This is a genomic window from Fulvivirga sp. M361 (assembly GCF_007097395.1).
Classification (GTDB): Bacteria; Bacteroidota; Bacteroidia; order Cytophagales; family Cyclobacteriaceae; genus Fulvivirga.
This window is the reverse complement of record NZ_VKDC01000009.1, coordinates 65626-90729: the sequence shown is the minus strand read 5'-3', so window position 1 is coordinate 90729 and position 25104 is coordinate 65626. Positions and strand designations below refer to the sequence as shown.

General features: G+C 38.5%; 18 protein-coding genes. 3 read left to right on the top strand and 15 right to left on the bottom strand.

Translation table 11 applies throughout. The features are described 5' to 3' along the window. Nucleotides 1–196 precede the first annotated feature (196 nt). Nucleotides 197–3562 (top strand): amidohydrolase family protein, encoded by a 3366-nt coding sequence (locus tag FNH22_RS12425; protein WP_143398709.1) that lies wholly within the window; start codon nucleotides 197–199, stop codon nucleotides 3560–3562. Between the two features lie 69 nt (nucleotides 3563–3631). Here the strand turns inward: FNH22_RS12425 and FNH22_RS12420 are convergent, their stop codons facing one another. From FNH22_RS12420 to FNH22_RS12365, 12 genes are all read right to left on the bottom strand, one after another. After that, the gene (locus tag FNH22_RS12420; RefSeq protein WP_143398708.1) at nucleotides 3632–4417 is read right to left on the bottom strand and encodes a hypothetical protein; all 786 of its coding nucleotides are present in this window, start codon (nucleotides 4415–4417) and stop codon (nucleotides 3632–3634) included. 111 nt (nucleotides 4418–4528) lie between these two features. Next, entirely contained in the window at nucleotides 4529–5020 is a 492-nt protein-coding gene (locus tag FNH22_RS12415; RefSeq protein ID WP_143398707.1) for a hypothetical protein, read from the bottom strand. Nucleotides 5021–5022: 2 nt separating this feature from the next. Further along, on the bottom strand, nucleotides 5023–6789 hold the full coding sequence (locus tag FNH22_RS12410; RefSeq protein ID WP_143398706.1) for a long-chain fatty acid--CoA ligase: 1767 nt from the start codon (nucleotides 6787–6789) through the stop codon (nucleotides 5023–5025). A 45-nt stretch (nucleotides 6790–6834) separates the two neighbouring features. Continuing rightward, complete coding sequence (locus FNH22_RS12405; RefSeq protein WP_143398705.1) at nucleotides 6835–8688, bottom strand: tetratricopeptide repeat protein; 1854 nt, start codon at nucleotides 8686–8688, stop codon at nucleotides 6835–6837. 357 nt (nucleotides 8689–9045) lie between these two features. Continuing rightward, on the bottom strand, nucleotides 9046–10749 hold the full coding sequence (locus FNH22_RS12400; protein WP_143398704.1) for an Ig-like domain-containing domain: 1704 nt from the start codon (nucleotides 10747–10749) through the stop codon (nucleotides 9046–9048). After that, the gene (locus FNH22_RS12395; protein ID WP_143398703.1) at nucleotides 10749–11633 is read right to left on the bottom strand and encodes a class I SAM-dependent methyltransferase; all 885 of its coding nucleotides are present in this window, start codon (nucleotides 11631–11633) and stop codon (nucleotides 10749–10751) included. The genes FNH22_RS12400 and FNH22_RS12395 overlap by 1 nt, the downstream gene beginning before the upstream one ends. Nucleotide 11634: 1 nt before the next feature. Continuing rightward, nucleotides 11635–13497, bottom strand: coding sequence for a tRNA uridine-5-carboxymethylaminomethyl(34) synthesis enzyme MnmG (gene mnmG / locus FNH22_RS12390; RefSeq protein ID WP_143398702.1), 1863 nt, complete (start codon nucleotides 13495–13497; stop codon nucleotides 11635–11637). A 106-nt stretch (nucleotides 13498–13603) separates the two neighbouring features. Beyond that, nucleotides 13604–14041, bottom strand: a complete 438-nt coding sequence (gene ybeY / locus FNH22_RS12385) for an rRNA maturation RNase YbeY (protein WP_143398701.1) — start codon at nucleotides 14039–14041, stop codon at nucleotides 13604–13606. After that, entirely contained in the window at nucleotides 14041–14442 is a 402-nt protein-coding gene (locus FNH22_RS12380) for an ATP-binding protein (RefSeq protein WP_143398700.1), read from the bottom strand. Before FNH22_RS12380 ends, ybeY begins: the two co-directional genes overlap by 1 nt. 5 nt (nucleotides 14443–14447) lie before the next feature. Further along, complete coding sequence (locus FNH22_RS12375) at nucleotides 14448–17729, bottom strand: DUF4175 family protein (protein ID WP_185154203.1); 3282 nt, start codon at nucleotides 17727–17729, stop codon at nucleotides 14448–14450. Between the two features lie 102 nt (nucleotides 17730–17831). Beyond that, complete coding sequence (locus tag FNH22_RS12370; RefSeq protein WP_143398699.1) at nucleotides 17832–18203, bottom strand: hypothetical protein; 372 nt, start codon at nucleotides 18201–18203, stop codon at nucleotides 17832–17834. Next, nucleotides 18200–18547, bottom strand: a complete 348-nt coding sequence (locus FNH22_RS12365) for a carboxymuconolactone decarboxylase family protein (protein ID WP_143398698.1) — start codon at nucleotides 18545–18547, stop codon at nucleotides 18200–18202. Before FNH22_RS12365 ends, FNH22_RS12370 begins: the two co-directional genes overlap by 4 nt. Before the next feature lie 168 nt (nucleotides 18548–18715). Between FNH22_RS12365 and FNH22_RS12360 the strand changes: the two genes are divergently transcribed. Then, entirely contained in the window at nucleotides 18716–19270 is a 555-nt protein-coding gene (locus FNH22_RS12360; protein ID WP_185154202.1) for a ComF family protein, read from the top strand. 425 nt (nucleotides 19271–19695) lie between these two features. Here FNH22_RS12360 and FNH22_RS12355 read toward each other — a convergent pair whose 3' ends face one another. Further along, nucleotides 19696–21540 (bottom strand): BspA family leucine-rich repeat surface protein, encoded by a 1845-nt coding sequence (locus tag FNH22_RS12355; RefSeq protein ID WP_143398696.1) that lies wholly within the window; start codon nucleotides 21538–21540, stop codon nucleotides 19696–19698. A 247-nt stretch (nucleotides 21541–21787) separates the two neighbouring features. Between FNH22_RS12355 and FNH22_RS12350 the strand changes: the two genes are divergently transcribed. Beyond that, nucleotides 21788–22714, top strand: a complete 927-nt coding sequence (locus tag FNH22_RS12350; RefSeq protein ID WP_143398695.1) for an AraC family transcriptional regulator — start codon at nucleotides 21788–21790, stop codon at nucleotides 22712–22714. A gap of 26 nt (nucleotides 22715–22740) precedes the next feature. Here FNH22_RS12350 and FNH22_RS12345 read toward each other — a convergent pair whose 3' ends face one another. Next, a complete protein-coding gene (locus FNH22_RS12345) occupies nucleotides 22741–23370 on the bottom strand; it encodes a DUF1295 domain-containing protein (protein WP_143398694.1) in 630 nt (209 codons plus the stop codon). A gap of 223 nt (nucleotides 23371–23593) precedes the next feature. Further along, nucleotides 23594–24847 carry a gliding motility lipoprotein GldJ gene (gene gldJ, locus FNH22_RS12340; RefSeq protein WP_143398693.1) on the bottom strand — a complete coding sequence of 418 codons (1254 nt, stop codon included), beginning with the start codon at nucleotides 24845–24847 and terminating at the stop codon, nucleotides 23594–23596. Nucleotides 24848–25104: the final 257 nt, after the last annotated feature.

The following is a 25104-nucleotide window of genomic DNA, read 5'->3' as shown; positions in this document are numbered from 1 at the left end:
AATGTCATCGAACGTAATACAATGGTAAAGGTGGGTTTGGCTTATGTTAAACACCGCTGATAAAAATCTGCGCTATTCTCTGCTACATTTTTTCTATCATTAATCATAGAAACTGGAGTAGGGCCTGTGTATGACGTAACTCTGGAAAGCGGCAACTCCCTTTATTATCAACTTATAATCAAACAATGCTTTGTTCATGAAAAGATTAATATTACTCGCACTAGTAGTACTATTTATGCTACCCGTTTTTTCACAACCGGATAGCACAACGGTCACGTCAGATTCTGTAAAAAAGGACAAATCCAAAAAAGGCCTCCCTTTAAAAGCTGAGCGCACCGTCCAGGTAAAAACAAATGAAGGCTCATGGCTCTCACTGGACGTAAGTCCGGATGGAAAAACCATCGCTTTTGATATGTTAGGTGATATTTATCTACTACCCATTACAGGTGGTAACGCTGAAAGGTTAACCAAAGGTTTAGCTTTTGATACGCAACCCCGCTTCAGTCCGGATGGAAAAAGTATTTTGTTTGTATCCGATAGAGACGGCAGTAACAACGCCTGGACGATTAACCTGGAAAGTAAAAAAACCAAGCAGATCACAAAGGACAATACCCATAATATGCCGGCTGCAGAATGGACACCGGACGGAGATTACATTGTGGTAAGCAAAGGGATCCGTAATCTGAAATTATTTTTATATCACATAGAAGGAGGTTCGGGCACACAATTAATCAAGAAGCCCGATAACCTGAAAGTGCATGAACCTGCCTTCGGGCCGGATGAACGATACATTTGGTTTTCAAGACGCACTAATGCGTGGCAATACAATGCCCGTTTTCCGCAGTACCAAATAGCAACTTACGATAGAGAAACCGGAGAAATAGAGACGAGAAGTTCACGCTATGGATCGGCATTTACTCCGGTGTTATCTCCTGACGGGCACTGGCTGGTATATGGTACGCGATGGAACGATCAAACCGGGTTAATGGCACGCAGGTTAGATACAGGAGAAGAAAAATGGCTGGCTTATCCTGTGCAAAGAGATGATCAGGAATCTATCGCCACGTTAGGCGTTCTTCCTTCTATGTCTTTCACACCGGACAGTAAAAATGTAGTAGCCTCTTACGGTGGAAAAATTTACCGTATTCCAATTTCCGGTGAAGCCGCCGTAGAAATTCCGTTTGAAGTAAACGCATCTGTAGAGTTAGGCCCGCAACTTAAGTTTAATTACCCCATTAGTGATGATCCGATGATGACGGTGACACAAATCCGTGATGCAACTGTTTCTCCGGACGGAAGTAAAATAGCATTTACCGCTTTAAATCGATTATATATAAAGGACCTGCCGGATGGTGAGCCCCAGCGTCTGAGCAATTTCGACTTTACGGAAGCTATGCCCACATGGAGCCCGGATGGTGCTTTTATTGCATACGTTACGTGGGATGATAAAAACGGTGGACATATTTACAAAGTCAATACAAAAGGCAGACCCAAGCCCGTGAAATTAACACAAACAGCCGCTGCTTATTCGGAACCATCATGGAGTTTCAAAGAAGATCGTATCGTATTCATGCTGGGCAGCAGACAGGATTACTATGACAATGACGGACCGGTGGCCTTTTCATCTAAAGCGGAAATACGTTGGATATCGGCAACCGGTGGAAAAACTAATTTCATTGATAGGTCCAAAAAGAGAGGTAATCCACACTTTGTAAAAAGTAAAGACCGTATTTACTTGTATGGAGAGAAGGGTCTTAGCTCCATCCGCTGGGATGGAACCGATGAAAAGGAAATAGTCAAAATAACCGGTATTACTACTTTCGGCGCAGAACGTGATGAATTGGGTCATCATATACTAGTCGAAACAGCTAATGAACCAAAAAAGAAACCCTCTAAAGCCAGCCTTATACTGATGGCACCCGAAGGTGATAAAGCTATCGCCATGGTACATAACGAAATATATACGATAACAATACCAAAAGTTGGAGGCGAAACTATCACGATCAATGTTAGCGATGCGAAAAAGGCTGCTTTTCCTGCAAAGAAACTCACCAAAATAGGGGGACAATTCCCTGGTTGGAGTCGCGATGCCAAGAATGTTCACTGGTCTATTGGCAATGCCTTTTTCACTTATAATCTGGCTGATGCCAAGGCAAAAGAAAAACAGCTGGAAGAGAAAAAGGAAGAAGAAAAATCAAAAGAGAAAAAACCTGACGATGACGAGGAAGAAAAAAAGGAAGAAGACCATTACAAGCCTGAAGAAATAAGAATAAAAATTGAGGTAAAAAGAGACATTCCAAAAGGGACTGTATTACTCAAAAATGCACGTCTCATTACCATGAAGGGAGATCAAATCATAGAAAAAGGCGATGTACTTATCGAAAATAACAGGATAAAACAAATAGGCGCTTCAGGGACTGTAAATGTAGATAGTAAAATAAAGCAGATTGACCTGAACGGTAAAACAATAGTGCCCGGCTTTGTAGATACTCATGCACATATGTGGCCGGCATGGGGAGTGCATAAAAACCAGGTATGGATGTATGCCGCGAACCTGGCTTACGGAGTCACTACTACACGTGATCCGCAGACCGGAACCACTGATGTACTCACGTACGCGGATATGGTAGATGCCGGTAAAATATATGGTCCACGGATTTATTCCACCGGGCCTGGAGTAGGGTTTTGGGCCTATAACATCAAGAGCCTGGATCAGGCCAGGGATATTTTGAAGCAATATTCGGAATACTATAATACAAAAACCATTAAGATGTACCTTACCGGTAATCGTAAGCACAGGCAGTGGATCATAATGGCGGCAAAAGAGCAAAAGCTGATGCCTACGACGGAAGGGGGCCTGGATTTCAAACTAAATATCACGCAAATTTTAGATGGGTATCCCGGTCATGAACACAGTTTTCCGGTTTATCCGTTATATCAGGAATTTGCAGATTTTGTCGCTGCGTCAAAAACAGCTTACACACCAACATTATTGGTATCTTACGGAGGACCCTGGGCTGAAAATTATTATTATGCAACAGAAAATGTGCAAGGTGATCCGAAACTAAATTTTTTCACGCCAAAGTCTGAGCTGGACTCAAAGTCTCGAAGAAGAAATGCCGGATGGTTTATGAAAGAGGAGCATGTGTTTGAAGACCATGCTGTTTTTGTAAAAGACCTGGTAGAAGCAGGAGGACTATCCGGAGTAGGATCGCACGGTCAACTCCAGGGTCTGGGCTATCACTGGGAACTTTGGTCTATGCAATCAGGTGGGTTGAAAGAACATGATGCTCTAAAGGTAGCTACCATTCTGGGCGCAGAGGCCATCGGTCTGGACCAGGACCTGGGATCACTGGAAGCAGGAAAAATTGCTGACCTTGTGATACTGGATAAAAATCCGCTGGAAAATATAAGAAATACGAATTCTGTTTACATGGTCATGAAAAATGGCAGACTACATAATGGCGACAACCTGGACGAAGTATATCCTGAAGAAAAGAAAGCTTCCGGTTTGGACTGGCATCAAAAAGCGCCAACTAACGTACCCGGTATACGAAAATAGAGATGTTCTAATCCAAAAAACCAGACTTGTTGAGTCTGGTTTTTTGATTACAATAGTTTTGATTCTTATCTACCCCCAGGTACCAGAGTCAATAACAGATCCACCACTACCAAAAATGGAGAAGGTACCTGACAAACCGTTAGCGCTCCATGTAGATGCATATATTTTAACAGCACCTTCTGAAACTTCCAGGGAACCTGAACCATCCGGATTGATAATTGCACTGATATTAAAAAGATCGTCTGTATCATTGCTGGAGACGTCGTAAAAGAATTGTCCTGTAGCCGTTTCCCGCCAGGTGTAAGTCAAGACGGATTGGTCGGCAGGTCGGCTGTCAGCAAAATCAAAAATGAAAATATCCAGGCGTCCTTCTCTCAACTCATCTTTCGACTCCTCTGCAGACATAAATTTCTGAAATTCGCCACCATTGATTTTCCAGAAAACCTCGAAAGTATATTTATCACTGGTTTCTCCAATTTGGTAAGCTATAGATACACTTTGAAAACCATCGTCAAATGTCCAGGTATATACCAAAACATCTTCCTGGGTACGACCATTAACAGAAGCTTTTCTTCCTATAGGTGTATTGGATTGAGTAGCGCCTTGAGGTACTTCAAGGTAAAGCGTCCAAAGCTGCATCAGGTTAGCTGTACTCAGGTAACCCACCGTCTGCAGTGCATTGGGATCTTGTGTTTGTGTTAAACCGGAAGGAATCGTAATGGGTAACTCTGAGCTACCAAAAGCAAAACGTACATCTTCAAGGTTAGTTTTTGGGGTTTCACTATCGTCATCAGCACAGGATACGGCCAACAGGCCAATGAGCAATAAACTTAAGATTTTAAGACTGTTTTTCATGATTCTTTTAATTTTTACAGCCTTGATCTCCTAAAAAAATGAAATGTAAACGTCAATGGTTAAAAATCTGACAAAAACAAAATTTGTTAGGACGCTCGATAGGGAGAGGCGCTATAGTTTTCTCAGGTAATCCATTATTTTGCTCTGGTCTGCAAAGTCCTGAGCGTTTACCAGCAACGCTTCATCATTCACTATTTTCCCATATTGTTCATAACTATACCAGACATGTTCTAAAAACCACTCAGGTTCATCCCCCCAACGTTTTTCTTTCCTCCTTCGCTTTAGAAATTCTGATTTCTCAAGCATCAGCATGATACGCTTATCGAATAGCCTGTTAATTGCAGCATCATAAAAAATCAGAATACCTTCGAGAATAACATGTTGAAATTTATCTGAACACGACAAAGCATCAGATAATAAGCTGTTAAAGTCATAGGCTTTGGGCAACTCCCAGTCATACCGGTCTTTAATTTTCGGTAATTTATACTCAGGCAGTGTATAGTCGTCTAATGAAAGTACCGTGCTATTACTTAATTCAGCGCTAACCTTATTTGATAAATAGGATTTACCGGATTGGCTAATACCACCTATACCTATGATCACAGTTATTTTGTTTCATATATTTTGTCAATATGAGCAAGGTACTTTTGTCGAATGGTTTTCCTTTTCATGCTCAGTTTAGCAGTTAATTCTCCTGTTTCAACAGTCCATGGGTCAGGCATCAGGCTAAATTTTTTGATTTTTTCGTATTGAGCAAAATTTGCATTGTACTTCTCAAGCTCCTGGTCGAATTTTTTTAATACTCTTTGGTCTTGAATCATTGCCACGGAATCTGTAAGATTTATATCATGTAGCTGACACCATTTAGTGAGTGAGTCAAAGGCAGGAACGATCAAGGCAGCCGGAAATTTTTTGTTCTCGCCTATTACCATAATCTGCTCTATGAATAGTGATTCCTTAAATTTATTCTCCAGGATTTGCGGAGCAATGTATTTACCCCCGGAAGTTTTAAACATTTCTTTTTTACGGTCCGTAATCTTCAGAAATTTTTCCTCAACAAACTCACCAATATCACCTGTTTTTATCCAACCGTCTGCATCAATTACTTCTTTTGTAAGGTCAGGTCGTTTATAATAACCCATCATTACGTTGGAGCCCTTCACATTAATTTCTCCGTCTTCGGACAGTTTTATCTGTACGTTTTCCATAGCCGGACCGACAGAACCGATTCGCATTGCATCTGGTTTGGAAAAGGCAATACCCGGTGATGTTTCAGTCATACCGTACGCTTCATAAACGGGAATCTGACCTGCCCAAAAAAGTGTGGCTAAACGGGGCTGTAAAGCTGCACCTCCGGAAGTGATGAAAAGGACGTTGTTACCAAGTGCTTCACGCCATTTACTGAACACAAGTTTATTGGCCCATTTCAATTGTAACTCATACCAAAACCCCTGATTTTCATTAAGTTTATATCTTTTTCCAAGATCCAGCGCCCAGAAGAAGATAAACCTTTTAAGGCCTTTTAATTCATAGCCTTTTTTGAGGATCTTTTCATAGATTTTTTCCAATAACCTGGGTACAGTGGCAAAAATATTAGGTCTGACTTCTTTCAAATGTTCGCCTATGGTATCAATGTCCTGTACAAAATAAATCGATACCCCTTTATGCATATAAGCATACAAGCCTGTCCTCTCAAAAATATGACTCAGCGGTAAAAAGCTCAAGGCTTTCATATCCGGTCGGATAGCTGAGAATATCCTGGCTGCAGACATGGCGTTACTCAAAATATTATGATGTGAAAGCATTACACCCTTAGGGTCGCCTGTTGTTCCCGAGGTATAAATAATAGTGGCCAGGTCTTCAGATGTTATTTGATCGCTTAATACCTTTAAAGAAGTTAGACTGTCTGAGTCCATTGGTAATTTGACTTTACTCCAATGTTCTACCTCAGGAACTTCATCAAAAGTATAAACGTCAGGTGACAGATCCTGAATGTTGTTTATAGCAATTTTTAATTTAGCAGCTATATCCAGATCACCGGCAAAAATGACTTTTATTTCAGCATGTTGTATGATGAAAGTATAATCCTCACTGGTGGAGTTGGGGTACATAGGCACGTTAATAGCGCCAATTTGCGAAACGGCAAAATCCACAAATATCCATTCCGGTCGATTATAGGAAACTAAGCCTACTTTATCACCGGGTTTTATTCCCAGAGCCAGTAAGCCGTTGCTCAGTTTGTTTACTTCTTCAAGAACCTGTTCAGTGCTATAAGTGATGTACCTGCCTTTTTCTTTATAAGCAAGGGCGACGTCTAAAGGGTGTTTTTCAAATTGATAGGGTAAACAATCAAATAACCTTTCTAATTTCATATAGAAATATACAAAATTTTAATACTTAGGCTTGTAATAAAGTTATTAGTTGACAAATTCTTTATCCTTCGCATCAAAATCTCCTCTTAACATGCGAAATCGTTTTCGCGCTTCAGCTACGTATACGCTTCCAGGATACTTTGTAAGCAACCCACGATAAAACTCCATAGCTTTTTCCGATTGATTTGTATGCTTATCGTAAATTTCTGCTATCATAAAATAAGCGTCATCACTAAGAATGTCATAATCATATTCATCAACGATTTGCTGTAGTAATTCCAATGCTTTAGGAAATGCACCAATCTTTCTCTGAATATCCGCTTCTAACCAAAGCAGTTCATCTATGAGGCTATGACCTTTAAAAGTGCTCTTCATCTTTGATATCGCTTCAAGAGCTTCTATCGTTTTATTTTGAAATAGCATGAGATCTATAGCTGCATACTGTTTCATAGCAGTTTCGGAACTGTCTAGCGCTATATTGTCTTTGATCAAGATACTCAAGGCCATTGCGTCATTAGCAATTTCACGCGTGGTCGCTTCTTTTAAAATATCTAAATGCTCCTGGGATAACTGAAAATCACCTTTATAATAAGAAAGCTTAGCATTCCTTAATTTGGCCTCGTACCCCAAACTTTCTTCTTTGTGTGACTTTTCTACTTGTGAATAAAGCAAAGTAGATTCCCAGGGTTCTTCCGTAAGCAAATAGATGTCACCAAGGTCTAGTTTACTCCGGGCCTTAATATTGGCGTTAGCACGGGGAGTAGCTATGATCTTTTGAAGTATCAACTTCGCAGAGTCTTTTTCATCCAGGTAAAAAGCGTGCAGAAGGGCCTTATTTCTAAGTGCTTCTAATGTATTCCTGGTTACACCTAATTCATTGATGAAAATGTTATAATCGTGAATAAGGTTCCGTATTTCCCTCTCGTCAATGGGATAGGTATTACGTACTCTCTTTTCATAAGATCGGATGAGATACATTTTGGCCAACAGGTAATTGTACGAACTCGGATATTCGCGGATCACATAACTGAAAATTTTGATTGCATTGTTATAATCATCGTTATCTAAAGCCATCAAACCGATACTTATGCTTCTGGTACCTTGTGATTTTAATCGTTTATCGATGGCACGTGCCTGAACAAATGCGCCATAGAAATTTTTCTGTTGGAGATTCACCCAAATGAGTAACTCTCCAAAAATCTCACTGTTAGGATCGTCCTGGATCTTAGCGTAGAGTAAGCTTTCGAGACTTTCCAGTTCTTCGGGTTTTGCCAAAAGATTCTGTAGTGTATTTTTAACGTAGTTTAAATTGGAAGGATTTTGGGTGACGTAGTTAAGATATTCCTCCACCATTTGATCCTTTTCATTTAAGATACGATATATATTGGCCATTTCAAGTGAATAGGAATACGGATTATTTACAGCTTGGCGGCCTGATTTGAAAGTCATGATGGCATACCCTGGTAATTGTTTATTTACAAAATAATCAGCGGTGATCCTGGTACGATAAATATCTGTACTTACATCTTTAATGATGTCTTTAAAGTAGTTGTCTGCTTTTTGTTCATCCCCTTTTCCTTTATAAACAAGGCCTAAATCAAGGTGATAGTATAAATTGTTAGGGAATTTTTTAATTAAACGTTTAATGTATTTGTCCGCCTTAGCGTACTCCCCGGATTCTATAAGAAGAAAAAAGTAATTATTGTGGATTAGGGGTATATTCTCATAGCTCCTGGATAGGTTATCATACAGCAACATTGCTTTTTCATACTCGCCCTGAGAATAATATTCGTTGGCCAATTGTATATCGCTATTTTTTTGACCGTAGCTCTGTGCAGCAATAGCTACCAAAATCAAACCAATGAAACGTACGCTCTTTATCCCCAATGTTAACATCATATATATTAATATATTATATAATATTTAAATTACTATTATTTACTATCATGTGAATACGTGGAAAACTAAATAAGTAAAAGTTTGTGATATTCATTTGTTGATTAGAAGTGAGGTAATCTTTGTTTTTCCACAAGTTGTCAAGATGTAACTATTTGATTTATAATGATTTATAGAGTTATTCACAAAAATGGTATGTCATGGGTTAGAATATTTATTTTAGTGAAGAGTGTGGAAATATTATGGATAACCTACACGGTTTGACTACATATAAACAGCAGTGAAACTATAGATTAGTATAACGTGAGATAGTGTTACTAAGTTTTGAGATATCCACCGCTGATCTACTAGTTATACACATTAAAAAACAATGGGATCTGGTACAATTTCAAAGTTAGCGCGCATAGTAATTTCCTGTTCACCGGTGGAAGTAGTATAAAAGAATACAGGTTCGGGTTCTTCATTGAGCCAAATATTACCAATGTCCCATTGACCGTTTTCGTTACTGTCTATGAGTATACGGATGCGGTAATTACCAGCCGGGACATAATTGAACTGGAACTCTGAAGTACTGGTTTTTTCTTTGACTACTGTATTGCTTGAATTGAGCAGTTGTACAATATAACTGGGTTGTTCAGTATCTATGGTAACGAAAATAGTCCCAAAGTCATCGGGTTTACGGAATGAAAGGTCTTGTTTGAATTGTTGTGAAGAATCCTGTTCAACACTTGTAAAAGCCTGTTGGCCGAAAAGGAGATAGGGTTTGATAACTTGTGGTTTGGATTTTTCGATTTGTGAGGTATCGGGTTCGACCTTTTGGGATTTTGGAGGATCTTTAGGTTTTTCGAAAAGGGCTTTATCAAGTATGTAATTAAATTCAAGATAATCTCTGTATTTATTCCAGGTGAAGTGTTCATTGCGGAAGGGATATATATGTAAAGAATCAATGAAGATAAGTGTGCTGTCATAATTAATGTCTCTAACGGGTTTTTGAAAACGAATGGATCCTTTCACGACTCTTACGTCAGTAATAACATCTTCAAGTTGGTACTCAGGTTTAAAGTCGGCCGGTTTGCGTTTGGTTTCTTCAAACTTTAAATAGGTTGTATCGGATGTGGCTTGATCGAGACTATCTGTTGCTTTTATATATAAAAATAGACTATCCACGATTGGAAAGGTGTTAAATATCTGGATGGTATTCTGTGTTGCATCGGTGAAATTGCTGGACAAGATGAGATCAGGTTCGAGAGTGATCAATTCATAATCAGTCACAGATTTATTGAATTTAATGATATATACAGTTCCCGATTGGCGAGCGTTCTGTAATTCAAGGGGACGACTGTCCAGGGAGTAATGTGACAGGTCTAGATTTTGAATGGAAGTATCTAGTTCCAGTGTATTGCTTAAAAAACTATAGCTTTCAGATTTTGATTCAGCTGTGAGGTTCTTGTTCTTGTCGTTGTAGGCACGGACACGATACTGATCGATCTTGATATTGTCGAACTGATAATTCCCTTCCTCGTCAGTTTTGGTGAAATAGAGGGGAGGTCCTGTAAAAATGTCAAGGGTATCCAGGAGCTGATAAAGGGCTACCGTAATATCTTTTCCGGTTTCGTTAGTAAGGAGATTACGAATTTGTCCTGCGATGGATATGGAGTCCAGGTAGTCGCCTGTTGAAAATGCTAATTTCAAATTTTCAGGAGCATTCCCTTCAGTTATATCCTGTATAGCTTCCCTAAAATTGAAGGTGAATGTAGTACTGTCGGGCAGATCTTGTTCAAAAGTGAAAATGACACGATCTTTATTATACTTTACAGTATATTCAGCATCTATGCGTGGTGTTATAATAAGTTGTTCTTTAGGGTTGTTTAGTTTGATGCGTTCATTGAATGCTACCTCAACCTTGTTGGTGGTTACATCCAACTCCGATTGTTTCGGATCTGAATCGATGAGTACAGGAGGCTCTTCATCTTTGGGTCCCCCTGTGGGCTGACTTTGGTTAGCACATTTAACCATGGTAATAATCAGGAACAATGAAATGAGAAGCCTTAGGAAAAGTTGCATTATTTTGATCTGATAATATATATGAGACTTGAATAGTCGTTGGTATGTTTTGATGCGTAATTATTTGATTTTAAGCCGTTTATGAGAGATTTAATCAATCCTTTAAAACCTGTTCCCATGTATTTTTCACTGAGCAATGATACATAGAAAGCATCTAGTTTCATGGGTAGTGTATGGGTTATCTCTAGGTTATAATTGGATAGTAAGCGTTTCATCGTATTTTGGCTGAAATGGTACAAATGTCGCGGTACATCATAACCGGCCCAGTATTCTTTGTATAATTGAGCGTCATAACTTTTATGGTTAGGTACGGCTACAATGATTGTACCATCTGATGTCAATAGTCGGGTAATGGAAAGGATGTAACCATCCAGATCAGGAACGTGTTCCAGGACGTGCCATAGTGTTATTACATTGAATTGTTCTTCGGTTATATCTTCAAGTGAAGAATGTATTTTAGATTGTGTAAGTTGTTCAGCATTTTGTCTGGCATGAATGTCAGGCTCTATCCCTTGTACATGCCAATTGGATTTGGAAGCATAACTGAGGAAATGGCCGGTACCACAGCCTACGTCTAAAAGTTTACCAACCGCTTGTAGTTTGTTGATCAGTTTGACCTTGTTAATGAGGGTAAAATGTCGACTGAGCTTATAGATAAGATTGATAAGGTTGTTGGCTTTGTTCTGGTGTGAGACATAATTATCCGATTGGTAGTAATTTCCAATGTTAGCGGATGAAGGTCGTGGATTGGTGAAGAGAAACGAGCATTTTTGGCAGCGAACTAATACAAAGTTTTCTGATGAAACGGTATGATCCTTACAAGTAAGTTCGTTATGAAATTGCTTATCGTGGCAAACAGGGCAATTTTCTAGTTGTTCGAGCATCTTATTTAGCCAGGTAAACCATTAATATTGAAATGTCAGCGGGTGATACACCACTAATACGAGAGGCTTGTCCAATAGTCTGAGGGCGTATGGTCTTTAGTTTCTGACGGGCTTCTGCAGAGAGGGCTGTGATAGTGTTGTAATCAAAGTTAGTCCTTATTTTTTTGTTCTCCAGTTGCTCCATTTTTTCGGCAAGTTGTTTCTCTTTAAGTATATAATTTTCATATTTGATTTGAATTTCTACCTGATCAAGTATATCATTGGCGTAAGAGGAGAGTGAATTGGATAGATTTTCATCCAGATTTTTAATAGTGTGTATACTTAATTCAGGTCGCCGAATTAAGTTCACAACGGGTATTTTTTGTTTGATTGTGGCTGTTTTTAAGTTGGCCAGACCTTTATTAAATGATTCGGGAATGGCGCGGGTGTCTTTAAGATCACGAGAGAGTTTTTCCATTTTATCTAGCTTATCGTTTAGGTCGGCTAAGCGTTGCCTGGAAGCCAAACCTATATTAAACCCTTTTTCGGTAAGTCTTATATCTGCGTTGTCCTGACGAAGGAGTATTCTGAATTCTGCTCGGGAGGTAAACATTCTGTAAGGTTCATCAGTCCCCTTGTTGATAAGATCATCAATTAGTACGCCTATATAGGCTTCAGATCTTTTAAGTATAAATGGTTCTAGTTTATTGATTTTGTGATGTGCGTTGATTCCTGCCATGAGTCCTTGACTAGCGGCTTCTTCATAACCTGTGGTGCCATTGATTTGTCCTGCGAAATAGAGATTTTCAACGAGCTTTGTTTCCAATGATAATTTAAGTTGGGTTGGCGGAAAGAAATCATATTCAATGGCATAGCCTGGACGGAACATTTTTACTTTTTTAAAACCAGGTACTTTTGAAAGGGCTTTGTATTGGATATCTTCAGGTAAAGAGGTTGAGAAGCCATTGACATATATTTCAACTGTATTCCATCCTTCCGGTTCTACAAATATTTGATGACGATCTCTTTCTGCAAAGCGGTTAATTTTGTCCTCAATGGAAGGACAGTAGCGTGGTCCAAGACCTTGAATTCGGCCATTGAACATAGGTGAACGGTCAAATCCGGTTTCCAGAATGTTATGAACATCGGGATTGGTGTAAGTGATGAAGCAGCTTCGTTGTTGGGTGAGAGGCGTAGTATCGGTATAAGAGAACCTGCCGGGTACTGCGTCTCCTTGCTGTTCTTCCATTTTTGTAAAATCCAGGGAACGGGCATCTACCCTGGGAGGTGTACCTGTCTTCATACGCCCTGATTCGAAACCTAGTGAAACGAGTTGTTCTGTAATACCTTTAGCTGATTTTTCACCTGTTCTGCCACCTCCAAATTGCTTCACACCTATGTGAATTATACCATTTAGAAAAGTACCATTGGTTAGAATAACTGATTTTGCTTTTATTTCCAACCCCATTCCTGTGGTAACACCTGTAACTTTGCCATTATCTACTATAATTCCTGTGACCATTTCTTGCCAAAAATCAACATTTGGAGTTTGTTCGAGGGCTAAACGCCATTCTTCGGCGAACTTCATTCGATCGTTTTGAGTCCTTGGACTCCACATGGCAGGACCTTTGGATTTATTAAGCATTCGAAACTGTATCATAGATTTATCAGATACAATACCAGACATGCCACCTAGTGCGTCAATTTCTCGCACAATTTGACCTTTGGCCACACCTCCCATGGCAGGGTTGCAGGACATTTGTGCAATGGTATTCATGTTCATGGTAACTAATAACACACTTGAACCCATCTTGGCTGCTGCATGTGCGGCCTCACATCCGGCGTGCCCGGCTCCTACTACTATTATATCATATTCTTGAAACATAGTTCAATCAAATGTTTTAGTGTTCCACGTGGAACACTTGTGTTGTTAGAACTTCGTGCCAATATTTTCAGACTAGCACTGTTCCACGTGGAACACTTATACTACTTCAATAACGGCTTTTAAAAAGGCGCAAAGATAAGCAAGCTTCTTCTTTTTCCCGCATCTGCCTTATTTCTTGAACAGTTTTGTCTTTATAACCCATTAGATGTAATATACCATGGATGATGACCCTGTGAAGCTCATCTTCGAACAATACATCAAATTGCTTCGCATTTTCTCTTATCCTTGATATACTTATAAAAATATCACCTTCCAGATCATCACTGGTTTCGGATTGATCGAATGTAATGATGTCAGTATAAGTGTCATGGTCCAGGTAAGAGGTATTAATATTGTGAAGATATTCGTCTGAGCAAAAAATGATATTTAGCTCGTGTATCACATGATTATGACCATTTACTACATCTTCAATCCATTGAATGACCTTATTCTCATCAGGAAGAATGAACGTTATGTCTTCCTGATGGAAATAAACCGATGGCATTAATTGATGTAAAAATTAAGTTCTACAATTTTACCTTTTTCTTTAAAGGCCACTTCATCGCATAAATGTTTCATTAAGAATATTCCCCTACCCCCTGGTTTCTCCAGATTTTCAGGAGCGGTGGGGTCTGGTAAATTTTGAAAGTCAAAACCTTTTCCTTCATCTGACACTGTAAACGTGATTTGATTATCTTCCAGGGCAAGAGAGAGTGCCACATTTTTTGATTTATCATTACTATTACCATGACGGATGGCGTTGTTTACGGCTTCTGTGACAGCAATCATGATATTACCATAGATATCATCTTCCAGTTTATACTTCTCCTTGGCATTGTCAATGAAGCTTTCGATCATCCGGATATTCTCAGTGAGTGACGGAATTTGGATTTTAATACTATTCATTCTGATCAGTTATCTCCCAATCTTTTGAAGTAATCATTCACTTCTTTTCGATAATAGGGATATAGTTTAGGTGGTATAGTTTTTAACAATTCAATTTCTTGTTCTTTCAGCTTAAAATATTCCTCAAAAGCTTTAGGAACTTGTTTATCGTAATCTTTGGCAGTTTCCCCCTTTCTTTCTTCGTCCTTATCCCTTTGACGTAAAGCGTCCTCGGCTTCTAGTAACCGGGTAAGTATTTGACGCTGCCGTTTGATCGTTTCCGTGGTGATCTGTTTATTGACCAGGTCAATTTCGGTTTCTTCCATTTTTTCAACCAATCCATCTCCTGGCTTCTGGCCATTATCACCTTCGCCGTACTTTTCCTGCATTTCCTGTAAAGCCTGTCGTATACGTTCTTGTTCAGCCGCCAATTTAGCTAACTCTTCAGAGAGCTGTCTACCGCTCTTTCCACTCTCTTTGAGTCCTTTAATTTGTTTATTGAGTTGTTGTTGTAACTCTCCAAGCGAAGGCGCCTTTTGTTTGCCCTCCCCTTTTTGAGGCTGACCCATCGCATCAGCCATATTCTGTTGCATTTGTTTTAATACATCATCGAGTAACAATGCCAAGTTATTCATAGAAGTCATCGCGAATTGCTGTTCGGAAACGGCTAGTGGTTTTTTTCGCTCCTTTATTGCATCTACACTTTTATCCATATGGTTGTTCATATCCCCTACTTCACGTGTAACGAATGAAGCTAATACAAACACCCTGTTAGCTAAAGAGAGCAGGCTATCCTCTACAATTTTAGCATCATCCTTTAATTTTAGTTGTTCTTGTGATAATTCTATAAAACGTGGATCACTTTGTTTAACATCACCAAATTCTTTCATCAGATCTTCCTGATCAAATGATAGTTTGAGAAGGTTGTTAACAATATCACGTAAGTCATCGAGATTCTCCTGCGACATGGACATTTGTGAATTACTTTGCATTTGCTGCATCTTTTCTGCCATTTGCTGCATCTGCTGTTTAGCATTCTGCTGTGATTTTGCCGCTTTTTTCTTTTTATTCTCTTCCAGGAGTTCCTTACTTTCCTTCTGACTTTCCTTTACACTTTCTTTTTCTTCCTGCATGTCAGGTAAAGATTCAGGCCTTTTCATGTCCTGGTTGATTTCTTCCAGCTGTTCGAGTTTTTCCTGAAAATCTTCAAATTTCTCTTGTAGCTCTTGCTGTTCACCACTTAACTCTTCAGTATCGGAATCTTTTTCCTCAGTCTTTTCTTGTAGCTCTTCCTGTTCTTTGATTTGTTCGTTGAGCTCGTTGATAGATTCATCCAGCTCATGTTCGAATTTCATACGTTTAAAAAGCTCAAGTGTGCGCTCCAACTCCTTTTCAAGATTGTTTTCTTTGTTGTTCAACTGATCTAATACATCTTGGATATCTTCTATATTTTGTTGCTCTTCTAATAACTTTTGAAGTTCATCATATAATTTTTTGGTTTCCTCGTCTAAAAGATCATTCATTAATTCTTGAAGTTTTTCCACTTTTTCCTTTATCTTCTCGCTTTGAGGATTGTAACGCTCTCTTTTTTTATTGATATTCTGATTCTGCTCTTTTAGCTCTTCTATTGCTTTATTTAGTTCTTCTCTCCTTTCCAGGATATCCTTCAATAGATTTTCATCTTGCCAGTTGAGTTCCTTCTTTCCTTTCAATCGGTTTTCAGCTTCTTCTATTTCTTCCTTGAGCTCTTTTGCTTCCTGTAGTGTTTTGTCAATGTCATCTTCAGTACGTTTGGCTTCAGTATTGACCTGGTCCTTTAGTTCTCTTTTGGAAGGTATTCGAAATGAATAAACACCCGTTTTGGTAGATTTATGTCCATTTACACCGTCATTGTCCCAAACTTGCATGTAGTAGCGTATTTGATTATCGCCTTGTATGTCTAACGAGTCAAATTGCCATTGATAGTAATAGCGTTGTACATTTTGACTTTTATTAATCCCAATTTCTATTTCGCGATAGTCACTCGCGGCTTCATCGAACTTATAAAAAAGTTTAAGTTGAGTGAGTCCATAATCATCGTTAATATCTCCACCTAAGGCTATAAAACTAAATAGGGTGGTATCTTGAAATGCATTCAAAGTTATTTGAGGGTACTTATCGGGAATGACATCCAGATTATAAACGATAGGCTGCTTGTTCTTTCCGTAGGCATTGCTGAGATCAATGGTATATTGATCTGACTGAGTAATTGTTTTCTCCAATACAAAAACATCGTTTTCCAATTGGCTCGGTGTCTGATCATTATCTGTAGATGAAAAGTTTAATGTTACTTCATCGGCCGTTAAAGCGCTTAGCTCCCATCGAACACGTGTACCTTCAGGTATTTGAAGATTACCTACATTACTCAATCTTTCGCTTTTCTTGTTCAGGTAATCAGGATAGTTGAGGTAAACATTGAACGTTTTTAATGCTGGACGATCAACCACATTTAGAGTGTATGAAGCAGACTGAAAACCAGCTGCTTCGAAACGAAGGTTTTTGGAGCTCTGTATCTTTTTAAACAGGTAAGTGTAAATGCCATTACCTGCAGTTGTCATCTTAATCTTTCGGTCCGATACCAATACATATGCGTTTTTAGGTAATGCTTCACCGGTAAGTTCAAGTGATATACTAAAATCTTCATTTTTAAACGCCTGTAATTCTTTATTATCCAGGTTGAATTCAAATGGGGCTGAAGGCAAGAATTCTTCGTTGAATTTGATGATGCGTGTTGTGCTGGAAGTGATCAGAGCCGGGCTGAAAACAAGAAGGGTGATTAATATCAAAAAAGGTGCGGCAAAGTAGCTCAAATAACGTCGATTATGCTGCAATGGAACGGCCTGAGTGAACTCTACGTGGCCCACAGCCTTACTTTTTTGTAAAATTCCCGCCTGTGCCAGGGAAATGCCTTTATTGCTATTGTAATTTAACTGTATGATATTCAGCAACTTATCTCCTATTTCAGGAAAATAGGTGCCTATTTTTCTGGCAGCTACTTCATCATTCATACTATGATCACTTTTTAATAGCCTGTATAATGGTACCAGTACATGGCGGATCAAAAAGTAAAGTGTAGTGAGAATAAGGAGAAATAAAAGTGCGGCACGTACATAGGTATCAAAGCGGAGCGAATATTCCAGAGTATTTACGATTAGAAAAACGCTTAATATAAACGTCAAAGATATCAAGGTGCCCCTGATGGCAAGATCAATGAAATACTTGCGTTTGTATTTTTTTAAACTTCGATATATTCTATCTTGATCACTCATAGTTCAGCCGCGGCTGTAGCGTAGTAATTATACGCATTAGCCTCATTCAGAGTTCACCACACAATAGTATAAGTAAAAACAATTTTAGATTGTTTCAAATAATTAGCTTTCAGCTTGTAGCTGCAAATTCATTTCCTGCTCAAAGTAATCTATTACATGCATTTTAAGTAATTTTTCCTGTTCTAAAAGATCAAAATGAGGTAATTTTTTTACAAGTTTCCAATGTGGCCAACCCTCCTCGTCTAATCCTTCCAACTGGTAAAATCCTGAAAGACTGAGTACTTTACAAATAGCAATATGAAGGAGGTCCTGTTTTTCTTCTTTAGAAAAGACCTTCTTTCCTTTACCTAACTCTTGAACGCCAATAAGAAAAAGAACGGCATTTAAGTCATTTGGCCTTTTTCCAATTAACTCTTCAAGTGCATTAAGTAACTGCTGCCATGATTTTTCTAACGTCAGGTCTTTTTTTATCATTGGTCCAGAGATTCTAACTCATCCCAATATTCTACTGCTCTTCTTAAATGAGGTATTACGATAGTACCTCCTACCAGATTCGCCACAGCAAAGGCTTCATATATTTCTTCTTTCGTAAATCCCAGTTCATGGCATTTACCTAGATGATATTTAACACAATCATCACATCGTAATACCATTGAACAGGACAAACCCATTAATTCCTTTGTTTTTTCATCCAGTGCGCCTGCTGCGTACGTATTTGTGTCAAGATTAAAAATCCTCTTAATGACTTTGTTATTGTCAGAAAGAATTTGTTCATTCATCCGACTTCTGTAATCATTAAATTCTTCGACCTTATTCATCACTTTTCAACTTTAACAAGTAAATATATTCATTCCCTTCCAATGCTCACCGACTTTTTTGCCCTCTTCTTTCCAAATACATGTATCACCTGCAATCAGGCATTGATAAAGGGTGAAAAACTCATCTGCCTTTCATGTGATTATAAAATGGCTAAAACGGATAGCCATATGGATAACAATAATTTTCTGGCCAAAAAGTTCCATGGCAGAATTGAAATTGAAAATGCCTGGGCATATTATCAATTTCATAAAAAAGGACGGATACAAAGGCTGCTACATCAAATGAAATACCATAATATGCCTGAATTGGCTGAGCTGGTGGGCAGAAAGCTTGGCCATACGTTAGAAGAAAACCACAAACACATGGAAATTGACGTTATTATTCCGGTTCCGTTGCATAAGAGTAAGATGAGACGGAGAGGTTACAATCAAAGTGAGCACTTTGCTAATGGTCTTGCTCAATACCTGGAATGTGAAGTTGCCACAAAAAGTATAATAAGAGTAAAAGATACTGAAACACAAACTAGCAAATCACGTGTTCAACGTTGGCAAAATGTAGATGAGATCTTTAAAGTGATTGATGAGCTGTCATTAAAAGATAGGCATGTTCTGCTGGTAGATGACGTGATTACCACAGGTTCAACTATTGAGGCCTGTGGTCAGTCAATGGCAAAAGCTAACCTCAAGTCGCTGAGTATAGCGGCGATGGCTGCAGCTAAATGATAAGCTATGTCATTTTAGTATTGCTGGTACTGTGTTCAAAAGGATCAGACTGTTGTTGTAAATCTTCATGACTCATGGTTATCGTTCACTTTTTAAGGAACGATCAAAAATAGAGTAACCAAAAAATAAACAATACTATAGGTATTATGAAAATTAAGAGAAATGGACTGATTAGATTGTAAGATCTTTAGGAAAAATCTAAGTCGCTATTCATTTTGCTTGTTATATGTTACATACTATTTGAGATTTGATTATCAACATTGCCTGTTTGAGCGCATAAATAACAATGACTCACCATTTAATGCGGTGAGCCATTGTTGATAATACTGGTTAATGAATTTTCACATGGAACAACGTATCTAATAGAAAAGTCGGCTTCCAGCCTGATTTTTTAGTGCGAAAAGAAGGTCATTAAAATAAAATAGTTACTCACACTCTGCTCCTAAACCCTTACGACCACCTACTATCCAACCCTTTGTTTCTAAAACAGCAATGGCTGCTTCTCCAATATCACAATACACAAGACCAAAAGCGCCGAGTCTTACACCAGATTGAACTATCGGCAATTGTGACCAACCTTGTAGTGTAGCATCATAATTTGCGATAGAAAGTCCGGAATCTCTCAGCATGTCGGACATATTAGCAACATTTTCGATATTCCAATTGCCTAAGTTTTGATTGAAGCCAAAAGCTCTGTAAAACATTTCTTCCATATTAGTTACAGAACTAACGTCCCAACCACTTATGTCCTGATTAAAAGGAGTCACATCGTTGAACATATCTTCCATATTAGTTACATTACTTACGTCCCAATCCCCAATATCAGAATTATAAAAGCTACGACTAAACATACCTTGCATGCTAGTAACCGAACTCACGTCCCAACTATTTAGATTCCTCTTGAAGGCGGTTGCTCCAGAAAACATGGAGCCCATGCTAGTTACATTACTTACATCCCAATTACTAATATTTCCATTGAAGGAGGAGGCTTGGTTAAACATAAGAGACATTCGAGTTACATTACTCACGTCCCATTTATTAAGATCACGATTGAATGAAGATGCAGAAGAGAACATCGTAGACATACTTGTTACATTACTTACATCCCAATCATCTAAGTCCTGATTAAAAGAAGTGGCAGAGGCAAACATAAAGGCCATGGTGGTTACGTTGCTCACATCCCAATTCCCAATAGCCCCATTGAATGAACTACACGCTGTAAACATACTGTTCATATTAGTTACTTGAGACAAATCAGGAATATCCGAAGCGGCGTATGTAAGCATTGAACAACCTCTAAATGCGTCTCTCATGGATTTCCAGGAGTTATCCCCCCACTGTGTGATTGTTCTTATTTTGTCTTTATCCCCCTTATTAAAAAAATAAATAGCTGGAAAAAGACCCGTAATACTGACAGTATATGTGCCGGCTGTCGCATAAGTATGAGAAGCACCTCCCGTTTGATTGCTGCTTGTGCTGCCGTCTCCCCAATCGACATTATAATTATATGTAAAATTGAATTCGTCTATTGGAATGGTAATGGATTCATTGTCAGCTGTGGTTTCCCATGTTGTTATGAATGGAACAGATGCGATTTCAGATACATCTGTTACATTGACGGTGATCTCAGATGAAGCTGCCAATACTCCATCTGAAACTTCAACAGATATGCTATGACTTTTCTTCGTTTCAAAATCCAGAGTTTGGCCCGCTGCAAGACTTAGTACACCAACTTCCGATATTTCAAATAAGTCATCATCATTAGTAGTTATGGTAAAGGTAAGTTCGTTGCTTTCAGCGTCCGTGGCTACGACTGTACCTATTTCCGTGATATCATCGATATCCTCAGCTACTGAAAAGGTTTGAGGAGCAATAGTGGGCATAGTGTTTTCACTAATGTCCAACACAGAGATGGTGATAGTGGTGGAAACGCTAAACTCTCCATCTGACACTTGTACGGTAATCGTATGACTGGTAGTCATTTCAAAATCCAGACCTTTACCTGTAGCCAGGCTTAGCGCCCCGGCGCTGGCGATTTCAAACAAGTCATTGTCATTAGTAGTGATACTAAAAGTAAGCTCATCATCTTCAGGGTCAGTCGCCGTTACTGTACCAATGATATCTGTATCGCCTACTGCCTCTGACACACTGAAGGACTGAGCGCTCATGCTGGGTGCCGTGTTTACCGGCTCGGTAGTATCGTCATCTCCACAAGCCCAAAGCGCCATTGTAATGACTAAAATGGTAATATTGAATGTATTGTTTCTCATAAAAAAATGGTCATTAATCGGTTGTCTATTTATTTCAAAAAATATAATTCACGGCTTTACCAGATAGATTGTAAGGTATTTCAAGTGATAAAACACCAGGCTTGATAGTAGTCTTTATCGAACCTATTAATTTGCTAAGGCTGTTAATTCTGTGGATAAAAGTATTTTAGAAAATGGACAATGAGTTGTCAAAAACCCATGATTTTCTGCACATTTAAATAATTATTTAAAGTTGCTACTCTCAGGTATGTCCGAAATCTATATTGATCGTTTCTATAATCACTTTAGCAAAAATGCCAGGGTAGACCATAAGCCGTTGACTGTGGGGAAGAGTTACTTAATGCGGTATAATATGGTTCTACCGTACTCCGTCTCCAAAGACCAAAATGCTTTGTCCGTAGTCTATTCCAATTCTAATTCCAATTCGAAAATTATTACCCCCGGAGCGTCTTCCAGGTTTGGGAAAAATCAATACATGGTGTTAAACCCTGGTACTGACTGGGAACTGATTGGTAGCCAAAATGAAAGAATGGATATACTAAGTTTTATTCTACCTGAAGAAATTACCTCTAAGTTCTATTTTGGATTTGATGCTTCTGAAATACAACTGTTGGACAGCCCTTTTGATCATAAGTCTTCCAGTTCTTTTTTCGTTGAAAATATTTACAATGCAAATTACAGTGTATTAGGTACACTTTTGCAGGAGATATTTTCAAGAAGTAATTCTGAAGAATACCACTATTCCGATCCGAATGAGATAGTATTCGAGCTGTTGGATAAACTATTTACAGATCAACTTGAAGGTTTAAAAAAGATAAATTCTATAAAAGGAAAGAAGAAGTCCACCAAAAAAGAAGTGTTTAAACGGCTGTTAATAGCCCGAGATTATATACATGATAATTTTGAATCACATATGATATGTATTCAAGAACTGTCAATGGCATGTGGACTTTCAGAGTACCACTTATACGATTCCTTCAAACTAATTTTTCAAAAGACCCCGCATCAATATATCAATCAACTAAGGATGCAAAAAGCCAAGGAGTACTGCGTTTTAGGGAAGATGTCTATATCTGATATTTCAGGGAGACTGTTATTTACCGATTTAGCCTCTTTTAGCAAACTATTCAAAAAGACATATGGAGTGCCTCCGTCCAAATTTCTGGAAAAATAAATTACGAGATCGTTTTTATGGATTAGCTAAAAGAACTTTGGAAACAGCAACCAGGTTTTTTTCTTATAATCATCAAATTCCGGGAACTGTGATAAGAACTTGTCCTTTTGAGTCATAACTCCAAGAAACACAAAACCTACTAATGATCCGAGTATAAAAAAAGGTATCCAATGTTTGGATAACATAGCTAAGGAAGCGTACATCATTATCTCACCGAAATAATTGGGATTTCTTGTTCTGCTAAACATTCCTTCTTTTATCAATCCCTTTCTATATTTCAATGTATAGTATTTCTGGATATCACTCACATAGTGAAAGAAAATTCCAATTATGTAAAAAAACAAAACCAACGCAATGTAAAGAGCTGAGGAATCAATTTTTTGACTTATCAAAATGAACGGTGCGGCAAAATATCCCAGAGAAACTAAAAAAATAGAAGAAAAGCCTTTTATGAAGGAAATCCTGCCCTTAAATGTTTCGTCTCTGAACCACAAATATTTCAAGAACCATAAAAAACAATATGTCCCGTGAAGAGATAAATAGACATATGCCTCTGTAGAGAAGTTTTGATAGTAGAACATTAAGCCCAAAATAACCGGAACGGCCAGTATTTTATACAGGTTTATATACACAGCCTTTGTACTTTTTATTTTCATAGCTTAGTGGCCGGCTGTCTTGTTGTTTTGGACTTAGTTTAGAGCTTTTAACAAAAGTTACTACCTCGGTTTTTTTGTGTACCCATTAAGAACTCCTACGCTAAATGTAGACATAGTCAAAGAGTAACTTTGTCAGCAGACATAACTCTTGTTAAAATTGAGCAGTACAGTGTAAAAAAAGGCCCACTTCTCAGCAGGCCTTATATAAATAAATCTTTTTTTCTTAGTAGTTTGATCCTGCCCGAATCATTGCACATCTGAAGCCGATAGTGGAAGTTGAAGAATCCTGATCAAGGTATCTTCTGGTACCTGGGGATAGCCAGTAGGCTACATCTTTCCATGAACCTCCTTTATATACTCTTGCTTCATCCGTGATGAGTGATGTAAAGCCTTCAGGATTATTTTCGCTATCGCTATTATAATATTGCTCTCCGGTATTCGGATTTTTTACTTCATCTAAGTAGCCATCTCGTCGAATTGGGTTAAGATCATCAAAATCCTGGAATGACATAGGTCGATAAACGTCCAATACCCACTCGTTTACATTTCCAGCCATATTATATAATCCGAAATCGTTAGGAGGGAACTCATAAATGTAAGATGTAATTAGCGCACCATCATTCAGTTTACCTGCTATACCGGCATAATCACCTCTACCTCTTTTGAAATTTGCCAGGAAATAACCCATCTCTTTACCGTAAGGATTTCTTAATGCATGACCATCCCATGGATATAACCTTTGGTGTGTTTGATTTTCATCCAGCCACTGTGTACCGATAAGGGCAGTTGCAGCATATTCCCACTCAGCTTCTGATGGTAGTCTGTAGTTAGGAAGTACTACACCGGATTCTAAAGGAATTCGTCCCCCGGTAGTTTCCGGAAGCTCTTCTCCTGATTCTTCTAATAGTTTCAGGTTTACAGCCTGAGTTCTCCAATCTGAATAGGCATTGGCCTGAACCCAGCTGACACCTACAACAGGAAAATACCTGAAACCAGGATATCTTAAATAGTGATCCGTATAAGGATCATTATAAGCTAAGCGCGCTTCCCAAACCGTAGTGTCAGGTAAAGCAGCAATATAAACTTCTCTTGAAGAATCCGATACATTCAGGTAATGAAGGTATTCTAACCAATGAATATTAGCGATCTCTGTTTCATCCATATAAAAAGATGCTACAGAAACGGTACGTTCGATGTTATCTCTTCTATTGAGAATATCCTCTTCGAAGGATCCCACAACAGCACGTCCACCTTCTATAAAGACCAAATTTGGTCCCTCGGGCTGACCGCTGTATGGATTCACCATGAATCCATTATTGTCTTCATCATTATAAGCCAAACCTGTGGCTGTACTTACTGCTCCCGGATGCACACTTGTTGGCCTTCCACCACCGCCTCCCAGAAAACATGAAGTAAGTACCATCGAACCACTGACAACGAACAAAGCACCTTTTAGAAAGTTCGCAGTTCTTTTCATACCTGTTGTATTTACTCTTAAAAAATTAAATGTTATCACAGTTTAAGTGATATCTATTTATTAATACTAGATTACAAAGCGGCAAAATAACACTTCTATTTGACAATTTTCATACAAAAGATGAAAATTTAAGTTTGATTATCTCTTATAACTCCTTGGAGTACCGAATGAAATAACTGACAGAACCCGGATTTATTATGATAAGTTAATTCTTTTTTCCGAAAACTTATAATGCTTACCTACCTTTCAGAGGCTAC